General features: G+C 67.9%; 21 protein-coding genes. 15 read left to right on the plus strand and 6 right to left on the minus strand.

The genetic code is table 11. From position 1 onward, the window contains the following. The first annotated feature begins 8 nt into the window (after positions 1-8). The 4 genes from fabG (at position 9) to mltG (ending at position 3526) form a co-directional block, all read left to right on the plus strand. A complete protein-coding gene (fabG, locus tag J2851_RS22065; RefSeq protein WP_209768931.1) occupies positions 9-746 on the plus strand; it encodes a 3-oxoacyl-[acyl-carrier-protein] reductase in 738 nt (245 codons plus the stop codon). A 171-nt stretch (positions 747-917) separates the two neighbouring features. Then, positions 918-1157 (plus strand): acyl carrier protein, encoded by a 240-nt coding sequence (locus tag J2851_RS22070; protein ID WP_014240383.1) that lies wholly within the window; start codon positions 918-920, stop codon positions 1155-1157. An 88-nt stretch (positions 1158-1245) separates the two neighbouring features. After that, complete coding sequence (fabF, locus tag J2851_RS22075; protein ID WP_209768933.1) at positions 1246-2511, plus strand: beta-ketoacyl-ACP synthase II; 1266 nt, start codon at positions 1246-1248, stop codon at positions 2509-2511. 22 nt (positions 2512-2533) lie between these two features. Continuing rightward, positions 2534-3526 (plus strand): endolytic transglycosylase MltG, encoded by a 993-nt coding sequence (gene mltG, locus J2851_RS22080; RefSeq protein WP_209768935.1) that lies wholly within the window; start codon positions 2534-2536, stop codon positions 3524-3526. A 34-nt stretch (positions 3527-3560) separates the two neighbouring features. Here the strand turns inward: mltG and J2851_RS22085 are convergent, their stop codons facing one another. From J2851_RS22085 to J2851_RS22095, 3 genes are all read right to left on the minus strand, one after another. Further along, positions 3561-3788 carry a hypothetical protein gene (locus J2851_RS22085; RefSeq protein ID WP_209768937.1) on the minus strand — a complete coding sequence of 76 codons (228 nt, stop codon included), beginning with the start codon at positions 3786-3788 and terminating at the stop codon, positions 3561-3563. Positions 3789-4023: 235 nt separating this feature from the next. Beyond that, positions 4024-4713: a haloacid dehalogenase type II gene (locus J2851_RS22090; protein ID WP_209768938.1), complete on the minus strand. Its 690-nt coding sequence runs from the start codon at positions 4711-4713 to the stop codon at positions 4024-4026. After that, positions 4710-6734, minus strand: a complete 2025-nt coding sequence (locus J2851_RS22095) for a lytic transglycosylase domain-containing protein (protein WP_209768941.1) — start codon at positions 6732-6734, stop codon at positions 4710-4712. Before J2851_RS22095 ends, J2851_RS22090 begins: the two co-directional genes overlap by 4 nt. Before the next feature lie 30 nt (positions 6735-6764). On the opposite strand from J2851_RS22095, the gene dapA reads away from it, so the two are divergent. The 3 genes from dapA (at position 6765) to J2851_RS22110 (ending at position 9296) form a co-directional block, all read left to right on the plus strand. Then, a complete protein-coding gene (gene dapA / locus J2851_RS22100; RefSeq protein ID WP_209768943.1) occupies positions 6765-7640 on the plus strand; it encodes a 4-hydroxy-tetrahydrodipicolinate synthase in 876 nt (291 codons plus the stop codon). Positions 7641-7674: 34 nt separating this feature from the next. Continuing rightward, positions 7675-8151: an SsrA-binding protein SmpB gene (gene smpB / locus J2851_RS22105; protein WP_209768945.1), complete on the plus strand. Its 477-nt coding sequence runs from the start codon at positions 7675-7677 to the stop codon at positions 8149-8151. 116 nt (positions 8152-8267) lie between these two features. Then, a complete protein-coding gene (locus J2851_RS22110; RefSeq protein ID WP_209768947.1) occupies positions 8268-9296 on the plus strand; it encodes a class I SAM-dependent methyltransferase in 1029 nt (342 codons plus the stop codon). A 6-nt stretch (positions 9297-9302) separates the two neighbouring features. Here J2851_RS22110 and hemB read toward each other — a convergent pair whose 3' ends face one another. The 3 genes from hemB to J2851_RS22125 are packed head-to-tail and all read right to left on the minus strand — an operon-like array spanning position 9303 to position 12151. Next, complete coding sequence (gene hemB / locus J2851_RS22115) at positions 9303-10316, minus strand: porphobilinogen synthase (RefSeq protein WP_209768949.1); 1014 nt, start codon at positions 10314-10316, stop codon at positions 9303-9305. A gap of 60 nt (positions 10317-10376) precedes the next feature. Further along, the gene (locus J2851_RS22120; protein WP_209768950.1) at positions 10377-11225 is read right to left on the minus strand and encodes a metallophosphoesterase family protein; all 849 of its coding nucleotides are present in this window, start codon (positions 11223-11225) and stop codon (positions 10377-10379) included. A 17-nt stretch (positions 11226-11242) separates the two neighbouring features. Continuing rightward, positions 11243-12151, minus strand: coding sequence for a diacylglycerol/lipid kinase family protein (locus J2851_RS22125; protein WP_209768951.1), 909 nt, complete (start codon positions 12149-12151; stop codon positions 11243-11245). 375 nt (positions 12152-12526) lie between these two features. Here J2851_RS22125 and J2851_RS22130 point away from each other — a divergent pair, with 375 nt between their 5' ends. The 8 genes from J2851_RS22130 (at position 12527) to J2851_RS22165 (ending at position 21020) form a co-directional block, all read left to right on the plus strand. Further along, positions 12527-13588 carry an enoyl-CoA hydratase/isomerase family protein gene (locus tag J2851_RS22130; RefSeq protein WP_209768952.1) on the plus strand — a complete coding sequence of 354 codons (1062 nt, stop codon included), beginning with the start codon at positions 12527-12529 and terminating at the stop codon, positions 13586-13588. 539 nt (positions 13589-14127) lie between these two features. Continuing rightward, positions 14128-14601, plus strand: a complete 474-nt coding sequence (locus tag J2851_RS22135) for a MarR family winged helix-turn-helix transcriptional regulator (protein WP_014240398.1) — start codon at positions 14128-14130, stop codon at positions 14599-14601. Between the two features lie 276 nt (positions 14602-14877). Continuing rightward, entirely contained in the window at positions 14878-16206 is a 1329-nt protein-coding gene (locus tag J2851_RS22140; RefSeq protein WP_209768953.1) for a cation:proton antiporter, read from the plus strand. Positions 16207-16307: 101 nt separating this feature from the next. Continuing rightward, positions 16308-17063 carry an ABC transporter ATP-binding protein gene (locus J2851_RS22145; protein WP_209768954.1) on the plus strand — a complete coding sequence of 252 codons (756 nt, stop codon included), beginning with the start codon at positions 16308-16310 and terminating at the stop codon, positions 17061-17063. Beyond that, positions 17056-17778, plus strand: a complete 723-nt coding sequence (locus J2851_RS22150) for an ABC transporter ATP-binding protein (protein WP_209768955.1) — start codon at positions 17056-17058, stop codon at positions 17776-17778. The genes J2851_RS22145 and J2851_RS22150 overlap by 8 nt, the downstream gene beginning before the upstream one ends. Positions 17779-17845: 67 nt before the next feature. Then, entirely contained in the window at positions 17846-19063 is a 1218-nt protein-coding gene (locus J2851_RS22155) for an ABC transporter substrate-binding protein (protein WP_209768957.1), read from the plus strand. 91 nt (positions 19064-19154) lie between these two features. Continuing rightward, positions 19155-20042: a branched-chain amino acid ABC transporter permease gene (locus J2851_RS22160; RefSeq protein ID WP_209768958.1), complete on the plus strand. Its 888-nt coding sequence runs from the start codon at positions 19155-19157 to the stop codon at positions 20040-20042. Positions 20043-20045: 3 nt separating this feature from the next. Further along, a complete protein-coding gene (locus J2851_RS22165) occupies positions 20046-21020 on the plus strand; it encodes a branched-chain amino acid ABC transporter permease (RefSeq protein ID WP_209768959.1) in 975 nt (324 codons plus the stop codon). Positions 21021-21027: the final 7 nt, after the last annotated feature.

Here is a 21027-nt window from a genome sequence, read left to right on the forward strand (position 1 = left end):
GGCTTTCCATGTTCGACCTGACCGGCAAGAAGGCGCTGGTGACCGGGGCTTCCGGTGGCATCGGCGCCGAGATCGCGCGCGCCCTTCATGCGCAGGGCGCCACCGTCGCCCTGTCGGGCACCCGCGTCGCCCCGCTGGAGGCTCTGGCCGCCGAGCTGGGCGAGCGCGCCGTGGTGGTGCCGGGCAACCTCGCCGACGCCGCCGCAACGGAGAAGCTGGCCAAGGACGCGGAGGCCGCGCTCGGCCAGATCGACATCCTGGTCAACAACGCCGGCCTGACGCGCGACCAGCTGGCGCTGCGCATGAAGGACGACGACTGGCAGTCGGTGATCGACGTCAACCTGACGGCCGCCTTCCGCCTGTCGCGCGCTGTGATGCGCGGCATGATGAAGCGCCGCTGGGGCCGCATCATCGGCATCACCTCCATCGTCGGCGTGACCGGCAACCCCGGCCAGGCCAATTACGCCGCCTCCAAGGCCGGCATGATCGGCATGTCGAAGTCGTTGGCGGCCGAGGTCGCGTCGCGCGGGATCACCGTGAACTGCGTGGCCCCCGGCTTCATCACCACGGCGATGACCGACGCCCTGAATTCCGAGCAGAAGGACAAGCTGCTCACCGCCATTCCCGCCGGCCGCATGGGCGAGCCGGGGGAAATCGCCGCCGGGGTCGTGTACCTGGCGAGCGAAGAGGCCGCCTACGTCAACGGCCAGACGCTGCACATCAACGGCGGCATGGCCATGATCTGAGGCGGAATCGTCGCCTGAACCACAGCGAAGGCCGGCTCCCGCGGGCGCTGGTCAAGGCTGTTAAAATGTGTTATCGGACGGGACTTTTTGCGGCAGGACGGCACGCGCGCCTTGCGTGGTGGGTCCGCCACATTCGCCCGAGCGGTCTCAAGGATTGGAAGGTCTGAAAAAATGAGCGATGTCGCCGAGCGCGTGAAGAAGATCGTGGTGGACCACCTCGGGGTCGAGGAGTCGAAGGTGACGGAGAACGCCTCCTTCATCGACGACCTGGGCGCCGACAGCCTGGACACGGTCGAGCTGGTGATGGCCTTCGAGGAAGAGTTCGGCTGCGAGATTCCGGACGACGCCGCGGAGAAGATCCTGACGGTCAAGGACGCCATCGACTTCATCAAGGCGAACGCCGCCGCCTGACCGGCGTAGGCGCTGAGAGGGCCAGGCACCTCTTCACCGGAGGCCTGGCCGTCGCTGAGTTTCTCGAGGAAAGGTCAAGGAATACCCCATGAGACGTGTCGTCGTTACCGGCCTCGGTCTGGTCACGCCGCTCGGTGTCGGCCATAAGCTCAACTGGGAGCGTTTGATCGCCGGCCAATCGGGCATCCGCGCCATCACGGGTTTCGACGCCTCTGACCTGGCCTCGAAGGTTGCCGGGCAGGTCCCGCGCGGGGAGGGCGACGGATCGTTCAATCCGGACGCCTTCGTTCCGCCGAAGGACCAGCGGAAGATGGATGATTTCATCATCTTCGCCATCGCCGCCGCCCAGGAAGCCATCAAGGATTCCGGCTGGGTGCCGCAGACGGAAGAGGACCGCGAACTCACCGGCGTGATGGTGGGTTCCGGCATCGGCGGTCTGCCGGGCATTGCCGACGGCGCGGTCACCCTTCATGAGAAGGGCCCCCGCCGCATCTCCCCCTTCTTCATTCCGGCCTGCCTGATCAATCTGGCCTCCGGACACATTTCCATCCAGCACGGCTTCAAGGGCCCGAACCACGCGGTGGTCACCGCCTGCTCGACCGGCGCGCACGCCATTGGCGACGCGTCCCGGCTGATCATGCTGGGCGACGCCGACGTGATGGTCGCCGGCGGCACGGAAGCCGCGGTGAGCCGGCTGGGCGTGGGTGGCTTCGCCGCCATGCGCGCGCTGTCCACCAACTTCAACGACACGCCGGAAAAGGCCTCGCGCCCCTACGACAAGGACCGCGACGGCTTCGTCATCGGCGAAGGTGCCGGCGTCCTCGTCCTTGAGGAGCTGGAGCACGCCAAGAAGCGCGGCGCGCACATCTACGCCGAGGTGGTCGGCTACGGCCTGTCGGGCGACGCCTACCACATCTCCGCCCCGGCGGAGGACGGCAACGGCGGCTTCCGCGCCATGCGCGGCGCCCTGAAGCGCGCCGGCCTCGAGCCCGCGGACATCGACTACATCAACGCCCACGGCACCTCGACGCCGCTCGGCGACGAGATCGAGTTGGGTGCGGTGAAGCGCCTGTTCGGTGAGGCGATGGACAAGGTCGCTATGTCCTCCACCAAGTCGGCGATCGGCCATCTGTTGGGTGCCGCCGGCGCGGTCGAGGCGATCTATTCGATCAAGGCGATCAACCACAGCATCGTTCCGCCGACGCTGAATCTTGAGAACCCGTCGGAGAGCTGCCTGGGCGTCAACTTGGTGCCGAAGGTCGCGCAGGAGCGTCGCGTGCGCGCCGCCCTGTCGAACTCCTTCGGCTTCGGCGGCACCAACGCCTCCCTGGTGTTCAAGGAATTCGCCTCCTGATCGGCGATTGAGGAGTCACCCCATGGGCTGGGGCCTCCGTATTGCGGCGACCGGGCTCGTCGCCTTGACCGCCGCCGGCGGGATCGTGTTCTGGGGTGCCCTGCGAGTCATGGCCCCCGGACCGCTCGACCACGCCGAAACGGTGGTGATCCCGCGCGGCAGCGGCCTGGAAGCGATCGCGCTGACGCTCGACGACGCGGGCGTCATCGACTCCCCGCTGCTGTTCGTGGCCGGCGCGAAGTTCACCGGCCCGCTGAAGGCCGGCGAGTACGCCTTTCCGGCCGGCATCAGCATCGACGGCATTCTGGAGATGATGCGGCAGGGCCACACGGTCGTCCGCCGTTTCACCGTGCCGGAGGGGCTGACCTCCGCCCAGGTCCTGGCGCTGCTGGAGAAGGAGCCGGCGCTGTCGGGCGAGGTCAAGGCGGTGCCCAAGAACGGCAGCCTTCTGCCCGAAACCTATCATTATTCCTATGGGGACACGCGCGCGGGCCTGATCGACCGCATGCAGCACGCCATGGACCAGGCGATGGCCGAGGCGTGGAAGGCGCGCGACCAGAACCTGCCCTTCGACACGCCCCAGCAGGCGCTGACTCTCGCCTCCATCGTCGAGAAGGAGACGGGCATTCCGGCGGAGCGGGGGAAGGTGGCGGGCGTCTTCGTGAACCGGCTTCAGGCCGACATGAAGCTGCAGTCGGACCCGACGGTCATCTTCGCGCTGACCGATGGAAATGGGGAGTTGGGGCGGGCGTTGACGCGCAACGACTGGAAGTTCGAGTCGCCCTACAACACCTATCAGGTCACCGGCTTGCCGCCGGGGCCGATCGCCAATCCGGGCCGGGCGTCCATCCAGGCGGCCCTGCATCCGGAACGGCACGAGTTCCTGTATTTCGTCGCGGACGGCGGTGGCGGCCATGTGTTCGCCAAGACGCTGCCCGACCACAACAAGAACGTCGCCAAATGGCGCGACGTCCAGCGCCGCCAGAACGGCGGCGGAGACACGCCACCGGAGTGAGCGGCCAACCGGCCGCTCCTCACCCGGGCGGCGGTCAGGCGGCGTTGGACGTTTCCAGGTCCACGGCCATCACGCCGGCAAGCCCGCCGTAGGACTTGCGCGCGGCGCGCATCTTTTCCAGCGATTCGACGAGGCTCTCTTCCGCGAAACCGGGGGTGAGCTGCGCCAGCTCCTGTTCGGTCATGGCGATGAAGGCGTCCAGCAGGCGCGCATGGATTCGGCAGGCCTTGCGGACTTCATCGGCGACTTTCGGTGCGGGCATATCTTGCTCCCATCTCACGGAGTGGTGTTGACGCTAAGCGTCCTTGTGAGGGGAGTTATGGCGATTTACGGTTAATGGAAGATTAAATGCAATTAATCCCGGCAAGAGGATAACGGATTAACACTTTCGACGACAAGTTCCCAATTCAAAACATTTTCGATTCGTCTGTGCCTGGCACAGTCAAACGCGGATGTGGCCTTTGGCGGGTACCGGATGGGACGAAAAAAGGATCGCGCTATTCAGCAACCAGGGACAGAACGGCGCTCAGGCTGCCGACCACAGCGGCGGGCGCGACCGGCAAGCGCTCCGCCGGCAGCCCCGCCCGGTTCAGCCACGCCACGCGGAAGCCGAAGGCCGCAGCACCCCCGGCATCCCACCCGTTGGCCGACACGAACAGGATCGCCTCCGGCGGCAGGCCATAACGGTCGCAGGCGAGCTGGTAGACGGAGGGATGGGGCTTGTAGACGCGCAACCCGTCCACCGACAGCACGTCGTCCAGCAGCGGTGTCAGCCGCGCGCTGTCCACGGCCTCGGCCAGCATGGACGGGGAGCCGTTGGACAGGATCGCCGTCCGGAGGCCGCGGGCGCGGAGCGCGGACAGCGTCGCCACGGCATCCGGGTAGGCGTCGAGGCGGCGGTAGAGGTCCATCAGCCGCCCGCGCAGCGCCGGGTCGGCGAGACCCTGGCGCTCCATCGCGTAGTCCAGGGCCTCCCCGGTGACCTGCCAGAAATCGGCGTAGCGCCCCATCAGGCTGCGCAGCCAGGTGTATTCCAGCTGCTTGGCCCGCCAGAGTGCCGCGAGTTCCTCCCACCGGTCGCCGAGGCCGTCGCGGCAGCCGCGGGCGGCGGCGTTGACGTCGAGCAGCGTGCCGTAGGCGTCGAACACGCAGGCTCGAATCCCGGCGATGGGGGAGGGGACGGTCATCGGCGCAGCTCCCTGTCGAGGTTCAGGTCCGCCTTGGCGCCCTGGATGCGGGCGCGGTAGACCAGCATCGCTTCCATCACCCGCTGGACGTAGTTGCGCGTCTCGTAGATCGGGATCAGTTCCAGCCAGTCCACCGGGTCGATCGCTTCGCCGCGCGGGTCGCCGTAGGAGTCGATCCATTGCCGCACGCGCGTCGGGCCGGCGTTGTAGGCGGCGATCGCCATGATGTAGGAGCCGTTGAAGCGGTCGATCATGTCGGCCAGGTAGGCCGACCCGAGCTTGACGTTGTATTCGGGGTCGGCGGTCAGCTTGGCGTTGTTGTGCTTGATGCCCAGCTTGGTCGCCACCAGCTGCGCCGTTCCCGGCATCAGCTGCATCAGCCCGCGCGCTCCGGCGGACGAGACGACGCCGGTGCTGAAGGTGCTCTCCTGCCGGATGATGGCGTGGACCAGGGCGATCTCCGGCGCCGAGGGACGGGCCTCGATCATCGGATAGCCGGCCTCCACCAGGAAGACGTCGCTCTGGGCCGCGTCCTTGGCCGCCGCGACGGCGAGATCCCGCCGCCCGACCTCGCGTGCCAGCTTGGCGGCCAGCACGTAGGAGGAGGGATCCTTCGAATCGAGGCTGATGCGGCGCAGGAAGGCGGTCACGCGCTCGTCGTCCTTGCCCTCGATCTCCGCCAGCAGCTTGGTGGCGCGGACGACCTCGCGCCGCTCGAAGGCGGTCGCCTCGGCGTTGGACACGCGGGGCTCGGCGGGCAGGGCGATGCGGCCGTTGCTGCCGGTGTGGCGCGCGGCGAGCTGGCCGTAGAAGGTCGTGCCGTACTGCGCGGCCTTGGCGTACCAATCCTTCGCCTGCGCGGTCTCGCCCAGGGCCTCCGCGGCCCGGCCGCACCAGTAGGCGCCGCGCGCCTTGCTGATCGGCGCGCCGACGGAGCGGTACAGCTTATGGAAATGCCCGAAGGCGCTCGACGGGTCGTCGAGGAAGCGCAGGGCCAGGAATCCGGCCAGGAACTCGGCCTCGGCGACTCCGTTGCCCTCGGTCTGGCCGTGCGCCTTCACCAGCCGGTAGGCGAGGTTGTAGTCGCCCTTCTCGATGGCCCGGCGGGCGAGGATGTGGCGCTCCGTCCACCAGGCCTGGGGGCGGCCCATGTCCTTCGGCGCCTGGGTGATGATCTCCAGCGCGCCGGCGTCGTCGCCCTTGCGGCGGCGGTAGCGGGCGCGGTCGAACAGCAGGCCGGGATCGTTGCGCAGGCTGTCCGGCACCTTCGCCAGCGCCGCGTCGGCGTTGCGCGCGTCGCCGTCCAGCGCGATCCGCGCCTCGATCAGCCGGTCGTAGGCGTCGTCGAAGAAGGGCAGCATGCGGCGCACCGCCGCCTCCTGCTTCTCCCACAGCAGCCGGTCGATGCGCGCCTTGTGGTCCTGCGGACGCAGGTGGGAGCGGTAGCGGGCGAGGAACTCCTCCTCGTCCGCCGCGCTGAAGCTCGCCTCCACCCAGCGGTCGCGCGCCATCTTCACGGCCCGCTCGGCGTTGCCGGTCGCCATCAGCGTGTCGGCGTAGCGCATGAAGCCTTCGTTGGACAGGGGCGGATACTGCTTGAACCAGGCGAGCACCTTGTCCTCGTCCAGGTCGATGGGCATCGCCTTCTCGGCCTGCCGGCGCAGCTGCGCCTGGTTCGGCCAGTCGCCGTTCTCGCGGATGAAGGCCGCGATCTCGTCGAAGCTGCCGCCGCCCGGTGTGGCCAGCGCCATCCACCGCAGGATCTTCGCGGGCAGCTTGTCCCTCGCCTGCCCGGCGATCTCCAGCGCCTCGTCCAGCCGGTCGTTGTCGGCGGCCTTGAAGGCCTGCCGGTAAACGGCCAGATCCTGCGCGGTCAGGCTTCCGGCCGCGGCCGGAAGGGTGCACAGAAGGAACCCGGCCAGCGCCGCCGCGGCCAGCCGGGGGGCGAGCGGGAACGGGAAGCGGGTGAAGATTCGGGCGCTCTTGCCCAGGGGCACGCGTGCGGCTAAGGTGCGCGACACTTTTCTTGCAGTCCGTCGGAGGTGGCAGGCATGTTGTACGGTTCCATCGTCGCTCTTTTGACCCCGTTCAAAAACGGGAAAGTGGACGAGGCCGCCTTCCAGTCCTTCGTCGAGTGGCAGGTTGCGCAGGGCACCCACGGTCTCGTCCCGTGCGGCACGACGGGCGAGTCGCCCACGCTGTCCCACGAGGAGCACAACCGCGTCATCGAGCTGTGCATCGAGGCCGCGGGCGGAAAGGTCCCGGTCGTCGCCGGCACCGGCTCCAACTCCACCGAGGAGGCGATCGCCCTCACCCGCCACGCCAAGCAGGCGGGCGCCACGGCGGCGCTTGTGGTGACTCCCTACTACAACAAGCCGACGCAAGAAGGTCTGTACCAGCATTTCAAAGCGATCCATGACGCGGCGGATTTGCCGATCGTTATCTACAACATTCCCGGCCGCAGTGTCGTGGATATGTCGGTGGCAACGATGGCGCGTCTTGCGAAGTTGCCGAACATCATCGGCGTGAAGGACGCGACCGCCGATCTCGCCCGCCCGGCGCGCCTGCTGAAGGAGGCCGGTCCCGACTTCATTCAACTTTCGGGCGAGGACATCACCGCGCTCGCCTTCAACGCGCAGGGCGGCGTCGGCTGCATCTCGGTGACGGCGAACATCGCGCCGGCGCAGTGCGCCGCCATGCAGAACGCCTGGCGGAACGGCGACTACGCCACCGCGTTCAAGTACCGCGACCTGCTGACCCCGCTGCACGACTCGATGTTCGTGGAGACGAGCCCGGCCCCGGTGAAATACGCCGCCAGCCTGCTCGGCAAGTCCACGGACGAGGTTCGCCTGCCGCTGGTCGCCGCGTCGGAGAACACGCGGACGATCGTCCGCGAAGCCATGACGAAGGCGGGGGTGCTGTCCTAAGGGACGGCACCAACCCGCGGAGGAGGAGAAAAACGTGGCCCCCCGCGAGCCCGAACCAAGGCGCATCGCGGCACAGAACCGCCGCGCACGCTTCGACTTTTTCATCGAAGACACCCTGGAGGCCGGCGTGATGCTGACCGGCACCGAGGTGAAGTCGTTGCGCGGCGGGCGTGCCAGCGTGAATGAGGCGTACGCCGGCCTGAAGGGCGGCGAACTGTACCTGTTCAACGCGTACATCCCGGAGTACGGGCAGGCCGGCCGCTGGCTCCAGCACGAGACCAAGCGGCCGCGCAAGCTGCTGGTGCACCGCCGTGAGCTGAACAAGCTCATGGGCGCCATCAAGCAGAAGGGCATCACGCTGATCCCGATGTCGGTCTATTTCAACGACCGCGGCATCGCCAAGGTCCAGGTCGGGCTGGCGACGGGCAAGAAGAAGCAGGACAAGCGCGAGTCCGAGAAGGAACGGACCTGGCAGCGCGACAAGGCCCGCCTGATGCGCGAAAAGGGCTGACAGGAAGGAACGTACTTCACCACAGAGACACGGAGACACAGAGAGCGTGCATTCTCCGTGTCTCCGTGTCTCTGTGGTGAATTCCTTTTCCAAAACGACCATTGACGAGAATTGACGTGAGCCGCTTGTCCAACCGCGCCGGCGACCGGGAAGCCACCGTGTCCGGCGTCGCCGCCGACCTGTTCGCCGAACGCCGCCCGCAGGGGCGCATCCTCGTGGCCGGCGATGCGGACGGCGCGATGGCGCGCGCGCTCAAGGAGGGCGGGGCGGAGGTTTCCTCCTGGAACCGGCTCGCGCTCGACGGCAAGCCCGCCGCGGCGTGGGCCCCTGACGGGGCCTTCGACGGAGCGGTGCTGCGACTGCCGCGGGGCTGGGCGGCGTTCGAGATGGCGCTGCACGCGCTCGCCGCCCGCCTACCCGTCGGTGCGCCGCTGTGGATCGTCGGCAGCAACGACGAGGGCATCACCTCCGCGCCCAAGCGCTTCGACGGCCTGCTGGACGGGCTGGAAACGCTGGCCATCAAGCGCCGCGCCCGAGTCCTGGAGACGCGCCGCACCGCCGCATCCGCCCGGGGCAATCTGGAGGACTGGCGGGAGACGGTCGCGGTGGACGTTCCGGGGAACGACGGGGCGCTCGACCTCGTCTCCTACCCCGGCCTGTTCGCGCACGGTCGCCTGGACGCCGGCACGGAATGCCTGCTTCAGGTCCTGCCGGAGATCGCGGCGGGCACGGCCGTGCTGGACTTCGGCTGCGGCGCCGGCGTGATCGCCCGCGCGGTGCGCGAGCGCGTGCCGGACGCCAAGCTGACGTTGCTGGACGTCGACGCCGTCGCCCTGCACGCCGCCCGCCAGAACGTGCCCGATGCCGAGTGCGTGCTGAGCGACGGGCTGGCCGGGCTGGGCGCGCGGGAGCGGTTCGGCCTGATCCTCTCCAACCCGCCGCTCCACCGCGGCAAGGACGAGGATTTCGGCATGTTGGAGGCGCTGGTCGTCGGCACCAAGCAATACCTGAAGCTGCGCGGCTCCCTGGTCGCGGTCACGCAGCGGACGGCCGGCGTGGGCAAGCTGTTCAAGACCGCCTTCGGCCACGCCGACCTGCTGCTGGAAACGCCGCAGTTCCAGGTCTGGAAGGGAACCCCGAAGTAGGGGGGCTTACCCCCGCTTCAGCAGGCGCGCCGCGTCCACGGCGCCGTAGGTCAGGATGGCGTCGGTGCCGGCGCGCTTGAAGCCGGTCAGCGTCTCCATCAGAGCCTTGTCGTAGTCCAGCCAGCCGTTCTGCGCCGCAGCCCGCAGCATCGCATATTCGCCCGACACGTGGTAGGCGAAGGTCGGGACGGCGAAGGCGTCCTTCACGCGGCGGATGACGTCCAGGTAGGGCAGGCCCGGCTTCACCATCACCATGTCGGCGCCTTCCTGGAGGTCGAGCGCGACCTCGTGCAGGGCCTCGTCGGTGTTGGCGGGGTTCATCTGGTAGGTCTTCTTGTCGCCCTTCAGGAAACTGCCGGAGTTCACCGCGTCGCGGAACGGCCCGTAGAAGGCCGAGGCGTATTTGGCGGCGTAGGAGCAGATGCGGACCCGCTCGTGCCCGCCCGCGTCCAGCCGGTCGCGGATCATGCCGATGCGGCCGTCCATCATGTCCGAGGGTGCTACGATGTCCACGCCGGCCTCGGCCTGCGACAGGGCCTGGCGGGCCAGCACCTCCACCGTTTCATCGTTCTGGATGTAGCCGTCGCGCAGGATGCCGTCGTGCCCATGGGTGGTGTAGGGGTCCAGTGCCACGTCGCCCAGGATGCCGACGTCCGGGACCGCGGTCTTCAGCGCGCGGATGGCGCGGTTCATCAGGTTGTCGGGGCGGTAGGCCTCCGCCGCGTCCTCCGACTTGCCCTCCGATCCCACGACTGGGAACAGCGCCACGCAGGGGATGCCGAGGTTGCCGGCCTCGCCGACCGCCTCGATCAGCAGGTCGATGGTCAGGCGTTCCACGCCCGGCATGGAGGCGACGGGCTCCCGCCGGTTCTGGCCCTCGATCACGAAGACCGGCCAGATCAGGTCGTCAACGGTCAGGGTGTGTTCGGCGACGAGACGGCGGGTCCAGCCGTCGACGCGGTTGCGGCGGAGACGGGTGCGCGGGAAGGCGGCCTGGGACCGGAAGTGCGAGGCGGACATCGGGTACCTGAGTGCTCTTAATACGTGCGCGGCGATCCTACGCCTCTTGGCGCCGGCGACTCAAGCCGCACCGCTGACAGGTCTGAATCCCGTGTCCTGCATTTCCAGCGCCCAGCGCTGCCCGTCCTTCCGCCAGACGGAGACGAGCCCGCCGGTGAAGGCCGCCCCCTCCCACGACCGCACCTCGAAGGTCACGCGCGGCGGGGCGATGGTGATCAGGTTGTAGGCGTTGGCCTCGTTGCGCAGCCGGGTCGAGGTGGCGGTGGACGCCTGCGCCACCAGGATGGAGCGCGCCACCTGCGTGTGATGGGTCATGATGTCGCCGGAATAGGCCCGGTGCAGGTGCCCCGCCAGCAGCAGGTCGACACCGCAGGTCTCCAGCGCGGGCAGGGCCATCTTGGCGCGGCCGACCAGCTTGGTGTTCGGCGCGTCGGGCGGCGGCAGGAAAGGGTGGTGGGTGAACAGCACCTTGAAGACGGTGTTCGGCACCTCGCAGAACACCTCGCGGACCCGGCGGATCTGGGCCTTGTTCATCCGCCCTTCGGAGAAGTCCATGATCACCGACCGCGCGGTGTTGATGCCCAGGACGGCGATCTCCGAATCGATGTGGAAGGGGCTGAGATCCTTGCTGATGTAGCGCTTGTAGTTGCCGAGCGGGTTCAGGAAGCGGCGCACCACGTTGTAGACGGGGATGTCGTGGTTGCCCGGCACGACCAGATAGGGGAAGGGCAGGCGCTGCAGGAAGGCGCGCGCCTGCCGGAAATGGCTGACCTTGGCCCGCTGCACCAGGTCGCCGGAGATGACGATCAAATCCGGCCGCCGCGCCGTCAGGTCGGCCAGCAGCCCCTCGACCACGCGCGGATCGATGCGCCCGAAATGCAGGTCGGAGATGTGCGCCAAGGTCTTCACGGCCCCTTACGCTCCCCTCACGTGCCGTTGCGCCGGGGGGCCAGCACCGTCAGCGCCTTGTGGCGGATGCGGTAGTTCAGCGGCGGCTCCAACTGCTGCACCTCCCCGTCGTTGACCATCTTCAGCCGCCGGCGCCGGCTGTGCACCGTCAGTTGCGTGGCCGTCAGCGTCTCCAACTCTTCATCATGCTGCCAGGTTCCCATCACGCTGCGGCCCATCAGCCGCATCAGGCCCCACGCGTCGCGGTGGCGCGCCACATAGACGCCCAGCTGCCCGGAATCGAGCGTGTTGCGCCGGAGCAGCATGCTGCCGGCCTCGCCGTCATAGGGGTTGTTGGACACCACCAGCACCGGGGTGCGCACCCGCCGCGGCCCCTCGCCCCAGTCGATCCGCACGTCGAGCAGCGGCAGCCGGTAGAGCGTCTTGGCCAGCGCCACCCCCATGGCCGGCCACTTCAGCAGGCGGTGCCGCTTGCGCTTCTCCTCCCGCTCCTGCACGACGTTGGGGTAGAAGCCGAGGACGGAGCTGTTCAGGAACAGCTCGCCGTTCACCTCCGCCACGTCGATGGCGCGCAACTCCCCGTCGGCCAGTGCCTGGAAGGCGGCGTCGAGGTCGAGCGGAGTCTGCAGGTCGCGGGCCAGCAGGTTCAGCGTGCCGAGCGGCAGGATCCCCATCGCCTTGCCGGTCGGCAGCAGCAGGTTGGCTGCGGTGTGGATCGTCCCGTCGCCGCCGCCGACCACCACCACGTCGGCGTCGGAGTCGATGGCCTTCTGGATCTCGCCGTGGCAGGCCGCCGGTTCGGCGGCGGCCAGTTCCACCTCGGCCCCGTGCTTCTCGAAGGCATGGCGGATCGCCGCGACGGTATCGTCGATCGGCTGGCCGGCCAGCGTGCCCGCGGATCGGTTCAGGATGATGGCGGTCTTCATCTGGAACTCGTCCAGCTGGGGATCGTCATGAGTGTGCGCGTCCTTCCGCGGTGCTGCCGATCATCGACATAAGCTGTGCCGCGCAACGGTAAAAGCGGGGGCGGTGTTCCGTCGCGTCCACACGCGGGCGTCCGCCAGTCGTGAGGTTCAATCCCGCTCCCGTCCCAGGAACGTTCGTAGGTTGGGTGGAGCGCAGCGCAACCCAACACACCCCGCCATGCCGACAATGTTGGGTTCCGCTGCCGCTCCACCCAACCTACGCGCTCCGCCGGGGGCGTTCGTCACGGGCAATTTGACACACCGCACCACGGCCGTATCATCGCGGCGCAAAAACAACTCCGCCCCAACAATTTGCATCGGGAAACGACGACAACCATGACCGACGCTGCCGAGATCCTGTTCGAACGCCGTGGCTCCATCGGGCTCGTGACGCTCAACCGCCCGAAGGCGCTGAACGCCCTGACGCTTGGCATGATTCGCCTGTTCGACCCGCAGTTGCGCGCCTGGGCGGCCGATCCCGCGATCAAGGCGGTGGTCATCCAGGGCGCAGGCGAGAAGGCCTTCTGCGCCGGCGGCGACGTCGTCAGCCTGTACGAGGCCGGCAAGGCCGCGCGCGAGGGGCGCGGCGACGGGGCGAGCATCCGCGCCTTCTTCAGCGAGGAATACGTCCTCAACCGCCTGATCAAGAACCTGCCCAAGCCCTACGTCGCGCTGATCGACGGCATCTCCATGGGCGGCGGCGTCGGCCTGTCGGAACACGGCACCCACCGGGTGGTGACCGAGCGCACGCTGTTCGCCATGCCGGAGACGGGGATCGGCCTCTACCCCGACGTCGGCGGCACCTACTTCCTGCCGCGCCTGCCGGGCGAGGTCGGGACGTGGCTGGGCCTGACCGGCGATCGGCTGAAGGCGGCGGACATGCTGGCCGTCAACGCCGCCGACGCCTTCGTGCCGAGCGCCAAGCTGGAGGCGCTGGTGGCCGACCTGGCCGAGGGCGTGCCGGCCGGCGAGGCGATCGCGCGCCACGCGGAATCGGCGGGCGAGCCGCCGGTCGCGGCCAACCGCGCGGCCATCGACCGCTGCTACGCCCACGACACGGTCGAAGCCATCGTCGCGGCGCTGGAGGCGGAAGGCACGGAGTGGGCGGCCGGCCAGCTCGCCACGCTGAAGCGCGTGTCCCCGACCAGCCTGAAGGTTACGCTGGAGGCCATCCGCCGCGGCGGCCGGTTGGACTTCGACGCCTGCATGGTGCAGGAGCTGCGGCTCAGCCTCGCCTTCCTCGCCGGGCACGACTTCTACGAGGGCATCCGGGCGGCGCTGGTGGACAAGGACCGGAACCCGCGCTGGAACCCCGCGTCGCTCGCCGAGGTTGCCGACACCGACGTGGAGCGGCATTTCGCGGTCCCGGCGGGCGGCGACTTGATCTTCTCTGAATGATCGGTGCGCGGCGGGTGCTGAAGTGCCCCTAAATCGCACTTAGAACGTGCAAGGACGCGGGCACTTTCCGCGTCCTTTTGCGTTAGTATCGGGAAATCCCTGCGGGACTTGTCTCAAACGCGCCGGTTGTCGGAATCGGCGGGCAACGAAGAAGACGCCGGAGGGGGGGAGGGCGGTGATGCAGGAAGCGGCGGCGGGGAAAAGTCGGTGCGACATGCGGCCGGACGGGCAAGGCGTTCGGTCAGGAAGCGGCGCGCCGGATCATCGGAATTCCGCATTTGGTGCGTTTGCCGTCGCTGCAGCGCCGCAAGATGCGTGTGCTCATGACAAAGAACGAATGAACGGGCAGCGGCGGCGAAACCTTCGCCTTGCGAAGTGGCCGGCGTGCCCGGGCTTCAATTCTGCAACTCAGGACGGTGCGGATGGGCTTTTCCGGCATTATTGAGATGATTACGGTCGAATGATCGGTTAATCTCATCTTAAGGACCCGGAATGGCCACAGGTCGGCCCACGTCCGGTACGAGCCAAAGGAGACCGCGGTGCGCAAACCCTACTACGAAAGCATCCTCTTGATCGAACGGCTCCACCGTCACTTTCTCGAGGTGCTTAAGACCGAGCTGGACCGGCTCGGTATCCAGGACATCAACAACGTCCAGAGCCTGATCCTGTACAACATCGGCGAGGACGAGATGACCGTCGGCGAGCTGACGGCGCGCGGGTATTATCTCGGCTCCAACGTGTCGTACAACGTCAAGAAGATGGTCGAGAACGGCTATCTGGGGCAGGAGCGTTCGCCGCACGACCGCCGGTCGGTGCGCGTCCGCCTGTCCGAGAAGGGGCTCGACCTCCGCGAGAAGATCAGCCGCATGTTCGAGCGCCACCTCACGGCGCTGGAGAAGGCGGGCTTCAGCGACGAGGAACTGGTCAAGGCGAACGAGACCCTGCGCAAGCTCGAACGCTTCTGGTCGGCCTCCCTCGACTACAGCGGGTTTCCGCTGACCTCCGCGGCCTGATTGCGCCCCCGGGCTTAACCGGTTCGAGGGCCGGTTCGAGGGCTGCACAACCGCGGTTTCCGGCTCCTGCGTCTGATGGCGCGCCCTGGGCATGCAGCCCGGGGCGCGCCGCGAGTCGGTATGCGGCCACGCGTGGCCGCTTTTTTTCTGCCCGGAATCCGGGGCCTTTGGTCCGTGCGTGCCGGCACCGCATGGAGCCCGACCGACCACAGCCCGTGCCGACCTGTCCGATTGCCCGTTGTCGTTCTCAGGTGAACGCAGCCTTTCGGATGGTTTATGTCCTCCTACATCGTCGCCCTGGTCTGCCTGGGGTTCCTGATCCTGATGGTGGCCTGGCTGCCGATGGTTCTGAAGGAACTGCCGCTCTCGCTCCCCATCGTCTGCGTGGCCTTCGGCTTCCTGGTCTTTCAGGCGCCGGGGTTGCAGGCCCCCGACCCGCTCCAATACCCGGTCGCCGCGGAGCGGCTGACGGAGCTGATCGTCATCGTCGCGCTGATGGGGGCCGGGCTGAAGCTCGACCGCCCGCCCGGCTGGCGGTCGTGGAAGATCACGTGGCTTCTGCTTGGCGTGACCATGCCGCTGTCGATCCTGGCGATCGGCGTGATCGGCTGGTGGGTGCTGAGTCTGCCCGTCGCGGCGGCCGCGCTGCTGGGCGCCGCCCTGGCGCCGACCGACCCTGTGCTCGCCTCCGACGTCCAGGTCGGGCCGCCCCGGTCGGGGGAGGAGGACGAGATCCGCTTCAGCCTGACGTCGGAGGCCGGGCTCAACGACGGTCTGGGCTTCCCCTTCACCAACCTCGCCATCGCCATGGCGCTGAACAGCCCCGTGCCGGGCGCCTGGACGCTGGAGTGGCTGGCGGTCGACGTTTTGTGGAAGCTGGCGGCGGGCGTCGGCATGGGCTGGCTGGTCGGCAAGGTGCTGGGCATCGCCGCCTTCCGCCTGCCGAATCGCGCGAAGCTGTCGCGCACCGGCGACGGGTTCGTGTCGCTGGGCATCACGCTGATCGCCTACGGCCTGACGGAACTGGTGCACGGCTACGGCTTCCTGGCCGTCTTCGTCGCCGCCCTGTCGCTGCGTCACGAGGAGCGCAACCACAAGTACCACGAAAAATTGCACGACTTCATCGAGCAGACCGAGCGGTTGCTGATGATGCTCCTCCTCGTCCTGTTCGGCGGGGCGGTCGCGCACGGGCTGCTGGTGCCGCTGGGCTGGATCGACGTGTTGGCCGCCGTCATCATCCTCTTCGCCGTGCGCCCTGTGGCGGGGCTGGTCGGGCTGTCCGGCCTGTCGATGCCGTTCGGGGAGAAGCTGGCCATCGGCTTCTTCGGAATACGCGGGATGGGGTCCTTCTACTATCTCGCCTTCGCGCTCAACGCGGCGCATTTCGGGGTGCCGAACCAGCTCTGGGCCCTGGTCGGATTCGTCGTCCTGGTCTCCATCATCGTGCACGGGACGACGGTGACCCCGGTGATGCGGATGCTCGACCGGGCGCGCGAGGGCGGGCGGCGCGGACCTGTGGTGGGCGGACCTGTGGTGGGCGGACCTGTGGTGGCCGAACCTGTGGTGGAATGTCACACACTTGGTCGTTCCGGATGGACGGAATGATGTTCTTTCCGTAAGCTATCAGTGTCACAACCAAATTGTGATCCGGAACCAACGATAAGCGGTCCCGCCAGGAGCGCCGCGCATAAGGGAACGGGGAGGACATGTCGGGTGACGTCATTCTGGAGACGCGTGGCCTGACCAAGGAATTCCGCGGCTTCGTCGCGGTCCGCGATGTCAGCCTGCGCGTCCAACGCGGGTCGATCCACGCGCTCATCGGTCCGAACGGGGCCGGCAAGACCACCGTTTTCAACCTTCTGACCAAGTTCCTCCAGCCCACCACCGGGCAGATCCTGTTCAACGGGACGGACATCACCGCGGTGAAGCCGGCGGACGTCGCGCGGATGGGGATCATCCGCTCCTTCCAGATCTCGGCGGTCTTTCCGCACCTGACGGTGCTGGAGAATGTCCGGGTGGCCCTGCAACGGCCGCTCGGCAACTCCTTCCGCTTCTGGACGTCCGAGTCGGTGCTGAACCGGCTGAACGGCCGCGCCTACGAGCTGCTGGAGGACGTCGGGCTCGCCGTCTACGCCCAGCTTCCGGCGGCGGAGCTTCCCTATGGGCGCAAGCGCGCGCTGGAGATCGCGACGACCCTGGCGCTGGAGCCGGAGATGATGCTGCTGGATGAGCCGATGGCCGGCATGGGCCATGAGGACATCGGCCGGATCGCCGCGCTGATCAAGCGCGTGTCGGCGAACCGCACCATCCTGATGGTGGAGCACAACCTGTCCGTCGTCTCCGACCTGTCGGACTGGATCACCGTGCTGGCCCGCGGCGAGATCCTGGCGGAGGGGCCCTACGCCGAGGTGTCCCGGCACCCGCGGGTCCGCGAAGCCTACATGGGGACCGGCCATGCCTGACGCCTCGCACAGCCGCTCCGCGATGCTGGAGATCGCCGACCTCCACGCCTTCTACGGCGAAAGCCACGTCCTGCACGGCGTCAGCCTGACGGTGCGGCAGGGGGAGGTGGTCACCCTGCTCGGCCGCAACGGCGCCGGCAAGACGACGACCATGCGCTCCATCATGGGGATCGTCGGCAAGCGCACCGGCTCCATCGAGTTCCAGGGGCAGCAGCTGATCGGCATGGCGCAGCACAAGATCCCCCGCCTCGGCATCGGCTACGTGCCGGAGGAGCGCGGCATCTTTGCCAGCCTGTCGGTGGACGAGAACCTGACCCTCCCGCCCGTGGTGAAGGAGGGCGGCATGACCGTGCCGCAGATCTACGAGCTGTTTCCGAACCTCCAGGGCCGCGGCTCCACCCAAGGAACACGCCTGTCCGGCGGCGAGCAGCAGATGCTGGCCATCGCCCGCATCCTGCGCACCGGGGCGGACCTGATCCTGCTGGACGAGCCGACGGAAGGCCTCGCCCCGGTGATCATCGAGCAGATCGGCGTGGCGGTGCGCAAGCTGAAGCAGCGCGGCTTCACCATCCTGCTGGTGGAGCAGAACTTCCGCTTCGCGGCCACCATCGCGGACCGCCACTACGTGATGGAGGAAGGGCAGGTCGTGGACATGATCCCCAACGACCAGCTCGCCCAGAACATGGAGAAACTCCACGAATATCTTGGTGTCTGATGGTGAAGCGGCGCCCACGAACGGCGGCGCAATTGACGTCCATAATCAACGAACGGGGAGGAAAAACATGGTGAAGCAACTGCTTGTCGGCGCGGCTCTCGCGGCGCTGTCGGTCAGCACGGCGCAGGCCCAGCAGGGCAAGGTGTCCGCCGACGTCGTGAAGATCGGCGTGCTGAACGACCGCTCCGGCCTGTACGCCGACCTCGGCGGCGAGGGGTCCGCCGTCGCTGCCCGGATGGCGGTGGAGGAGATGGGCGGCAAGGTGCTCGGCAAGCCGATCGAGGTGATCGCCGCCGACCACCAGAACAAGCCCGACATCGGCTCCAACCTCGCCCGCCAGTGGATCGACCGCGACAACGTGGACGTCATCGTCGACGTGCCCAATTCCGGCGTCGCGCTGGCGGTGCAGGAGGTGACGCGGGAGAAGAAAAAGATCTTCCTGATGGAAGGCCCCGCGACGTCGAGCCTGACCGGCAGCGCCTGTTCGCCCACCGGCTTCCACTGGGCCTACGACACCCGCGCGCTGGCCGTGGGCACCGGCCGCGCCATGGTGCAGGAGGGCGGCAAGAACTGGTTCTTCATCACCGCCGACTACGCCTTCGGCCACCAGCTGGAGGCCGACACCTCGGCCGAGATCAAGAAGGCCGGCGGCACCATCAAGGGCGCGGTCCGCGCACCGCTGAACACGGCGGACTTCTCCTCCTTCCTGCTCCAGGCCCAGTCGTCGGGCGCGCAGGTCATCGGCCTCGCCAACGCGGGCGGCGACACCATCACCTCGATCAAGCAGGCCTCCGAGTTCGGCCTGACGCAGAGCGGCCAGCAGAAGCTCGCCGGCCTGCTGATCTTCCTGTCGGACGTCCACGCGCTCGGCCTCCAGGTCGCGCAGGATCTGGTGCTGACCACCGGATTCTACTGGGACATGGACGACGAGAAGCGCGCCTGGTCGAAGAAGTTCATGGAGAAGACCGGCAAGATGCCGACCATGGTCCAGGCCGGCAGCTACTCCGCCGTCCGCCACTACCTGAAGGCGGTCGAGGCGGCGGGCACCGACGACGGCCCGACCGTCGCGGCGAAGATGAAGGAGATGCCGGTGAACGACATGTTCGCCAAGAACGGCAAGATCCTCGCCAACGGCCGCATGGTGCACGACATGTACCTCGCCCGCGTGAAGAAGCCGAGCGAGTCGAAGGGCCCCTGGGACTATTACCAGATCATCCGCACCATCCCCGGCGACGAGGCCTTCGCCACCGTCGCGGAGAGCGGCTGCAAGATCGCCAGCCAGTAATCCGCCATCCGACCGCCCCTCTTCGGCACCACCGGGAGGGGCGGCCTCCGTCATGAGGGAGAGGCCATAGCGCGAGCCAGGGAGGCCAGCCATGCCCACCATCTTCGGCATCCCGCCCCAGGCGCTGTTCGGTCAGCTTCTGCTGGGGTTGATCAACGGGTCCTTCTACGCGCTGCTCAGCCTCGGGCTGGCGGTCATCTTCGGCATGCTGAACGTCATCAACTTCGCGCACGGCGCGCTCTACATGCTGGGCGCCTTCGTGGCCTGGCTGCTGATGACGCAGGTGGGGATCGGCTACTGGTGGGCGCTCCTGCTGGCGCCGCTGGCTGTGGGCGCCGTCGGCGTGCTGCTGGAGAAATCGCTCCTCAGCCGGCTCTACAAGCTCGACCACCTCTACGGCCTTCTGCTGACCTTCGGGATCGCCCTGATGATCGAGGGGTTGTTCCGCCACCTCTACGGCGTGTCGGGCCAGCCCTACCCGATCCCGCGGGAGCTGGCCGGCGGCCAGAACCTGGGCTTCATGTTCCTGCCCAACTACCGCGGCTGGGTGGTTGCGGCGTCTCTGGTCGTCTGCCTCGCTACCTGGTACGCGATCGAGCGGACTCAGCTCGGCGCCTACCTGCGCGCGGCCACGGAGAATCCGGTGCTGGTCCAGGCCTTCGGCATCAACGTGCCGCGCATGGTCACGCTGACCTACGGGTTCGGCGTGGCGCTGGCCGGTCTGGCCGGCGTGCTGGCCGCGCCCATCTACCAGGTCAGCCCGCTGATGGGCTCCAACCTCATCATCGTCGTGTTCGCGGTGGTCGTGATCGGCGGCATGGGCTCGATCCTCGGCGCCGTGCTGACCGGATACGGCCTCGGGCTGCTGGAGGGCCTGACGAAGGTCTTCTACCCCGAGGCGTCCAACATCGTGGTGTTCGTCATCATGGCCGTGGTGCTGATGATCAAGCCCGCCGGCCTGTTCGGGCGGGAGAAGTAACGCATGGCCACCGACACCCACGCCGTCAGCCGCGAAACCGCGTCCGCTACCGGCCCGGCCACGCCCGGCCTGCTCGCCATGGGCGTGCTGCTGGCGGTTCTGCTCGGCGCGCCCTTCCTGCTGTACCCCGTGTTCCTGATGAAGGTGCTGTGCTTCGCCCTGTTCGCCTGCGCCTTCAACCTGCTGATCGGCTTCGCGGGGCTGCTCAGCTTCGGCCACGCCGCCTTCTTCGGGGGAGCGGCCTACATCACCGCGCACACGGTGAAGGTCTGGGGCCTGCCGCCGGAGATCGGGATCCTGCTCGGCGCGCTGTTCTCCGCGGCGCTGGGGCTGGTCTTCGGGATGATCGCGATCCGGCGCCAGGGCATCTACTTCGCCATGATCACGCTGGCGCTGTCGCAAATGGTCTTCTTCATGGCTCTTCAGCTGCCCTTCACCCATGGCGAGGACGGCATCCAGGCGGTGCCGCGCGGCACGCTGTTCGGCGTCTTCGACCTCAGTCAGCCGCTGACCATGTACTACACCGTGCTGGTGGTCTTCCTGTTCGGCTTCCTGGTCATCTGGCGCACGGTGCATTCCCCCTTCGGGCAGGTGCTGAAGGCGATCCGCGAGAACGAGCCGCGTGCCATCTCGCTCGGCTACCGCACCGACCAGTACAAGCTGCTGGCCTTCGTCCTGTCGGCCAGCCTCGCCGGGCTCGCCGGCGGCACCAAGGCGATCGTCTTCCAGCTGGCGACCCTGACCGACGTGCAATGGCAGATGTCGGGCGAGGTGGTGCTGATGACGCTGCTGGGCGGCATGGGAACGCTGTTCGGCCCGGTGATCGGCGCGGCGCTGGTCGTCACGCTGGAGAACTATCTGGCCGCCACCAACCTGCCGGTCCCCGTGGTGATCGGCGCGATCTTCGTGGTCTGCGTGCTGGTGTTCCGCCGCGGCATCGTCGGCGAGATCGCCGCCCGGATGAAGCGCCGCGGGTAGCGGCGCT

Source organism: Azospirillum rugosum (genome assembly GCF_017876155.1).
GTDB lineage: Bacteria > Pseudomonadota > Alphaproteobacteria > Azospirillales > Azospirillaceae > Azospirillum > Azospirillum rugosum.